At 68.9% G+C, this 6,780-nt stretch carries 5 protein-coding genes; 2 read left to right on the top strand and 3 right to left on the bottom strand.

The window, feature by feature from the left end; genetic code table 11:
• Positions 1-42: 42 nt before the first annotated feature.
• Positions 43-1,599, bottom strand: a complete 1,557-nt coding sequence (locus VOI19_RS11070; RefSeq protein WP_323793024.1) for a M28 family metallopeptidase — start codon at positions 1,597-1,599, stop codon at positions 43-45.
• Between the two features lie 181 nt (positions 1,600-1,780).
• On the opposite strand from VOI19_RS11070, the gene VOI19_RS11065 reads away from it, so the two are divergent.
• Together VOI19_RS11065 and VOI19_RS11060 are read left to right on the top strand one after the other, a co-directional pair.
• Positions 1,781-3,781: a PAS domain-containing sensor histidine kinase gene (locus tag VOI19_RS11065; protein WP_323793023.1), complete on the top strand. Its 2,001-nt coding sequence runs from the start codon at positions 1,781-1,783 to the stop codon at positions 3,779-3,781.
• A gap of 26 nt (positions 3,782-3,807) precedes the next feature.
• On the top strand, positions 3,808-4,719 hold the full coding sequence (locus VOI19_RS11060; RefSeq protein ID WP_323793022.1) for a glutaminase: 912 nt from the start codon (positions 3,808-3,810) through the stop codon (positions 4,717-4,719).
• 5 nt (positions 4,720-4,724) lie between these two features.
• Here the strand turns inward: VOI19_RS11060 and VOI19_RS11055 are convergent, their stop codons facing one another.
• Positions 4,725-6,218 carry a GntP family permease gene (locus VOI19_RS11055; RefSeq protein ID WP_323793021.1) on the bottom strand — a complete coding sequence of 498 codons (1,494 nt, stop codon included), beginning with the start codon at positions 6,216-6,218 and terminating at the stop codon, positions 4,725-4,727.
• A gap of 31 nt (positions 6,219-6,249) precedes the next feature.
• Positions 6,250-6,780, bottom strand: a 531-nt coding sequence (locus VOI19_RS11050; protein ID WP_323793020.1) for an SDR family oxidoreductase, incomplete at its 5' end; no start/stop codon positions are given.

Genomic DNA, 6,780 nt, shown 5'->3' with positions numbered 1-6,780 from the left:
GCCGAAGCGGTGCGGGGCCGAGGGTGTGCGAGTGCGGAGGTGCTACTCGCTCACGTGCTCGTGCTCGTCGCTGTGGAGACCGCCCGAGGAACCGCCCGGATAGCCGGCGGCGCCGCTCGAGCCCGAACCTCCCGAGGGCCCACCCGGGACCTTCTTGCCCTTCTCGCCGTTGACCGACTCCGTGGAGTAGGCATAGGTCAGGGTCGAGAAGGCGATGGCGTCGACGTTGACGTCGAAGGCCTCGAGATTGATGTTGTCGTAGTCGTCGCACGCGAGGTGGTAGCAGGGGTCGTACTGCTCACCAGCGGTGCCGCCCCAGATCTCGGCCTCCTGAGGCGTCTTGATGCCCTCGGCACCGGTGAACAGGCCACCGGAGGGGATGTCGACGCCTTCGGCGATGAACGGGCCGTAGTCGGAGCGACCGGAGAAGTCGGTGCCCTTCCACGAGTTGCCGGTGCCGGCGTAGTACGACTCGAAGAGCTTCTCGATCTGGTCCGAACCCTCAGGACCGGGCCCCGCGCCGACGCCGTCGGAGTCGTCACCGTCGTAGACGAAGAAGACGTGGTTGGGCGAGCCGATCATGTCGAAGTTCAGGTAGAGCGCGACCTTGTCACGCTCGACCTGCGGAAGGTTGTCGACGTAGTACGTCGAGCCGACCAGGCCGGACTCCTCGGCGCCCCAGAGGGCGAAGCGGACCTGGTTGACCCCGTTGGACTTGCGCATGTTCTGCGCGGTCTCGAGGATCCCGGCAACACCGGAGCCGTCGTCCTGGATGCCCGGGCCCTCGTTGACGGAGTCCAGGTGGGCGCCGACCATCACGACGTTGTCCGGGTTGCCCCACGGCGTCTCGGCGATCACGTTGCTCGTCGTGGCCTCGCCTCGGAAGGTGTCGGCCTTGAGTCGCAGCGTGAGGTCGGAGACGGCAGCCAGCTCCTGTCCGACGGCCTGTGTCACGGAGGTGACGGGGAGATCTGCGGTGAAGGTGGAACCGAGCGTGCCGTTGAGAGCGCCCGGGATGTTGTTGTAGATCACGACGCCCGCGGCGCCTGCTGCGTCCGCGTTGTTCGCCTTCGCGGCGAACGTGCACGCCCCACGGCTGATCAGCGCGATGTCACCCTGCGTGAAGCCGGCGAAGTCGGTAGGGCTGCATCCGGTGACCGCTGAAGGGCTGCTCACGGGGGCGGTGACGTCGCCGCTGCCGGAGTAGGACATCACGGCTGTCTCGATCGCTCCGGCCGGGGCAGGTGAGACACGCTCGAGCACGGTGGGGCTGAGCTTGATGAAGGTCTGGAAGACGAACTCCTGCACCGACACCTCCAACCCGGCGTCCTCGAAGACCTCAACGGCGTAGTCGGCGGAGGCGTCGTAGCCAGAGGTGCCGGACGTCCGGTTGCCGTTGTTGGCGTCGGCGATCTTCTGGAGCTCCCACTGGTGCTCGCGGGCGCCCTCGAGCGTGACGCACTCGAGCAGCTTCTTGTAGGTGTTGTTGGTCCGTTGGTCACAGGCGTTCGAGGCGGCCTGCGCCGTGGTGGTCGACGGGGCGCCGACCAGGGCCATGACCAGCGCCGAGGCGCCGAACAGGGTTGTCTTGACTCGCATTCAGTTCTCCCGAGAGATGTGTGCCGTGGCACATTGAGTTGAACGAGTCGCAACGTATCGGTGATGAGTTCCGACGGGAAGACCCACCGCCGACCTAGAGTTCGTCTGACGCGGCCGACGGGGGGGCGATGTGCACAGGGAGCCACCGGCGTCCTCGGCGTCCCCAGAGGACCAGCGAGTGATGACCCTGCGAGGAGCAGGTGGCATTGCCGGGGCGGCCACGGTCGCCCTGGGACTGACCGTGATCCTCGGGTGGGTCCTCGACCTGTCCATGCTGACGTCGGTGATCCCCGGCCAGGTGTCGATGAAGGTCAACGCAGCCGCCGCCCTGGTTGCCCTGGGTCTGAGCGCTGTGCTGCTGGCTCGCCCTGGTCGGCGACGACCGAGCAGCACCGTGCTGCTGCTCGCCGGGGCAGTCGTGCTGCTCGGCCTGGCCACGCTCCTGGAGTACGCGACCGGACTCGACCTGGGCTTCGACAACCCCTTCGGACTCGACCGCCCCGGAGCCGTCGGCACCAGTCGTCCTGGCCGTATGTCACCGGTGACCGCGCTCTGCCTATCAGGCCTCGGTGCTGCGCTGATCGCCACCCTCGGCGATCGAGCCCGCTGGGCCCAGACGCTCGCCGCCGGCACGCTCGCGCTCAGCGTCATCGCCATCGTCGGCTACCTGTTCAGCCTGGAGCCGTTGTACCGGGTGGACGTCTACACCTCGATGGCGGTGCCGACCGCTGCGTCGTTGAGCCTGTTGAGCCTGGCCGTGCTCTGCCTGCGCTCCGAGCAGGGCTTCATGCACCTCGTCACCTCCCAGTCCGTCGGCGGCGTCTTCCTGCGGCGGCTGCTCCCGTGGACGTTGCTGCTGCCGGTCGGAGCCGGCGCGATCCTGGTCACCGGGCTCGAGCGGGGCCTGTACGACGACCGCTCGGCCCTGGCCCTGCTCGTCACCTTCGGCACCGTGGTCGGGGTCGCCGGCGTCTGGTTCCAGTGCCGTGAGCTGGGCAAGGTCGACCTGCGGCGAGCAGATGCGGTCGACATGCAGGAGCGCCTGCAGCAGAGCCTGGCCGCACGCGACCGACTGGCGGCCCAGCTCATCGACAGCGAGAAGCACGCCCGCGACGTCGTCGAGAACTCCGCCGACGCCTACATCGCCCTGTCGCCGGACGGCCGGGTCGAGGACTGGAACGGCGCGGCCACCGTCCTCTTCGGCTGGACCCGCGACGAGGCGGTCGGCCACACCCTCGACAACCTCATCATCCCGCCGGCGCTCGCCGACGCACACCGCCGCGGCCTGCGCCGGGCCGCGGTCACCGGAGAAGGCCCCCTGCTCGGTCGCCCGATCGAGGTCGACGCCCTGCACCGCGACGGGCGCCACCTCTTCGTCGAGCTGACCATCTGGGCAGTCGAGATCGAGGATGCCTGGGGCTTCCACGCCTTCCTGCGCGACGTGACCGCCCGCAGGACCGCCGATTCCGAGCTCCACCGCATGAACGACGATCTGCGCCAGTTCGCCGGCGTGGTGGCCCACGACCTGCGCACCCCACTCACGACCATCACCGGGTACGCCGAGCTGCTGCGCGAAAGCAACGAGGAAGGCGGCGCTCACCACCCCCTCTCCCAGGACTGGATCAGGCGGATCGAGGACGCGTCCCACCGCGGCACCCACCTGATCGCCGACCTGCTGGCGCTGACCCAGATCGGGCTCGGAGAGCTCATCACCGAGCCGGTGGACCTCCGCGAGCTCGTCACGGCCGTCGTCCGAGAACAGCGCAGCCTGGGGCACGCCGACGCGACCGTCGACATCGGCCCGCTGCCGACCGTCGCGGGCGACCCCGGTCTGCTGAGCCAGCTCTTCTCGAACCTCATCGGCAACGCCCTCAAGTACGCCGGCGACGGCGGGCCGAACCCGCCGGTGGTCCAGGTCGGGGTCGAGCCGTCACCTACTCCGGGGCGGGTGATCATCCACGTCAGCGACGACGGTCCTGGCATCGCGTCGGGCGAGGAGCGCCAGGTCTTCGACATGTTCCAGCGCGGCAGCGCGGTGGGGTCGATCGAGGGCACCGGCATCGGTCTCGCCATCGGCCGTCAGGTCGTGGAGCGGCATCACGGCAGGATCTGGGTCGACCGGTCCGACCTCGGGGGTGCCGCCTTCTACGTCGAGCTTCCCGCAGCCCCCGTGCCCTGGTGAGGAGTGGGCAGAGGAGACTCTGCGCCATGGACTTGGACGTGGTGCTCGACCAGATTCACGCGGAGCTGCAGCCGGTCATCGGCAGCGGCAAGGTGGCCGACTACATCCCGGGCCTGGCCGACGTCGACCCCCGCCAGTTCGGGATGGTCGTGGCGATGAACAACGGCGACGTGCACGCCACCGGAGACGCCGACACAGCGTTCTCGGTGCAGAGCATCTCGAAGGTGCTCAGCCTTGCCCTCACCATCGAGCACAGCGACGACGAGATCTGGCGAAGCGTGTCGCGCGAGCCCTCGGGCAACCCGTTCAACTCCCTGCTCCACCTCGACCAGGAGGGTGGGCGCCCACGCAACCCGTTCATCAACGCCGGCGCCCTGGTCGTCACCGATCGGCTTCACCACATGACCGGTGACGCGAGCGCCGCGATGCGCGACTTCGTACGACGAGAGAGCGGCAACGACCTGGTCGACGGCGACCCCGCCGTCGCACGGTCCGAGGCCGAGAAGGGCCATCGCATCGCAGCGATGGCCCATCTGCTCGCCAGCTACGACAACCTCGTCTGCAGCGTCGAGGACGTCCTCGAGCAGTACTTCTGGCAGTGCTCGTTGTCGATGACCTGCCGGGAGGTCGCCCTCGCCGCCGGACTGCTCGCACGCAACGGAGCCCGCGCCGACGGCACGCGGGTGCTCACCACGAGCCAGAGCAAGCGCATCAACGCCGTGATGCTCACCTGCGGCACCTACGACGCCGCCGGCGAGTTCGCCTTCCGGGTCGGACTCCCCGCCAAGAGCGGCGTCGGTGGCGGCATCCTCGCGGTGATCCCCGACGTCTGCACGATCTGCGTGTGGAGCCCCGGCCTGGGGCCGTCGGGCAACTCCGCGGTCGGCATGGCCGCGCTCGACAGCTTCACCACGCGCACCGGGTGGTCGATCTTCTAGCGCGGTCAGAAGCTGCCGAAGATCGTCCCCAGCGTGATCACGGCCGTGAGCGCCACGAGCGGGATGGCGACCGCCACGACGAAGATGTCCTTGTAGGACTGGCGGTGCGTCAGTCCGCAGATCGCCAGCACCGTGACGACGGCACCGTTGTGCGGCAGCGCGTCGAAGCCACCTGCTGCGAGCACGGTGACCCGGTGCATGAGCTCGAGAGCGATCCCCTGGTCGACCGCGAGGCCACGGAACTCCTCGCCCAGCGTCTGCAGCGCGATGCTCATGCCGCCCGAGGCGGAGCCGGTGATGCCCGCCAGCACGTTGACGGCGACGGCGAGCGAGATGACCGGGTTGTTGGAGATGCCGAGCACGGAGTCGCGCACGATCTTGAACGCGGGCAGCGAGGCGATGACGGCGCCGTACCCGACCTCGCTGGCGGTGTTGAAGATCGGCAGGAAGGAGCCCATGGTGCCTTCGTTGACCGTCTCCTTCACGTCGGTGAACCGGCTCAGGTTGGTGCCGACGACGATCAGGCACGCCACGACGAGTGACACCGCGATCGCCCAGATGCCGCCGACGGTGTCGACGTCGGTGTTGCCGTAGGTGTCGCCGGCGAGGTAGTCGGTGTCCATCGATGGGAAGACCCAGGTGACCAGCACGTAGTTGAGGGCGATGACGACCACGATGGGCAGGAACGCGACCAGGGCACTCGGGCGCGGCAGCGTCGAGGTGTCGGCCGCGAGATCCACCTCGGTCGGTGCCGGTGCGGTCTTCACGGGCCCACCGTCGGTCCCGTCGGTCTCGCTGTCGGTCCCCGTGGTCTTGCGGCGGCGGAGGAGCCCGCCACCCTTGGGGGCCGGCGCGGGCAGGTAGGTCTCCCCCGCTGCCGTCAGCTTCGACGCGCGGTGCATGAGCCACGCCGTACCGCCACCGAACATGATCAGCGCCGCCAGGACGCCGAGCCCGGGAGCAGCGAAGGCGTCGGTGCCAAAGAAGGGCGCGGGGATCGCGTTCTGGATCTGCGGCGTGCCGGGCAGGGCCGTCATGGTGAAGGTGAAGGAGCCGAGCGCGATGGTGGCGGGGATGAGTCGCTTCGGAACGCCGGCCTCGCGGAACAGCGCGGCCGCGATCGGGAAGACCGCGAAGGCGACCACGAAGAGCGACACGCCGCCGTAGGTGAGGATGCCGCAGGCGAGCACGATCGCGAGGATCGCCCGGGCATCGCCCAGCTTGTCCACGATGAAGTGGGCGATCGCCCGGGCGGCCCCGCTGTCGTCCATCAGCTTGCCGAAGAGCGCGCCGAGCAGGAACAGCGGGAAGTAGGTGATCAGGTAGTTGCCCAGTGCCGGCATGAACACCTGGGTGTAGGTGGCGATGAGCGGAAGCCCGCCGGCGAACGCCGTCGCCAGGAGCGCCATCAGCGGCGCCAGGATGATCACGTTGATGCCGCGGTAGGCGAGCGCGATCAGCAGGACGAGGGACAGGATGATTCCGAAGAGCCCGATCATGAGCGGGACTCCTTTCGTTCAGGGGAGATGCTCATGAGGCGGTCCAGCCGCCGTCGAGCTGGAGGGAGGACCCGGTGATCGAGGTCGTGCCCGGCCCACACAGGTAGGCGACCGAGTGGGCGACCTCCTCGGGGTCGATGAGGCGCTTGACCGGGGTGCGGGCGAGCAGCACGCGCTCGAGCACCTCGTCCTCGGTGATGCCGTGGCTCGCGGCCTGGTCGGCGATCTGGTTCTCGACGAGCGCGGTGCGCACGTAGCCGGGTGCCACGGTGTTGCTCGTGACCCCCTTGGCCGCGGCCTCCAGGGCGATCACCTTCGAAAGTCCTTCGAGGCCGTGCTTGGCGCTCACGTAGGCGGCCTTGTAGGGCGACGCCCGGTGGCCGTGGGCGGAGGTGATGTGCACCAGACGACCCCACCCTCGGGCGTACATGCCCGGCAGGAGCGCCCGGCTCAGTCGGAACGGCGCCTCGAGGAGCACGCGGTGGATCAGCGAGAACTGAGCCGGGTCGAACTCCTCCACGGGAGCGACGTGCTGGAGCCCGGCGTTGTTGACCAGGATGTC

The organism is Nocardioides sp. (genome assembly GCF_034670285.1).
Classification (GTDB): Bacteria; Actinomycetota; Actinomycetes; order Propionibacteriales; family Nocardioidaceae; genus Nocardioides.
This window is presented reverse-complemented; position numbering and strand designations above follow the sequence as displayed.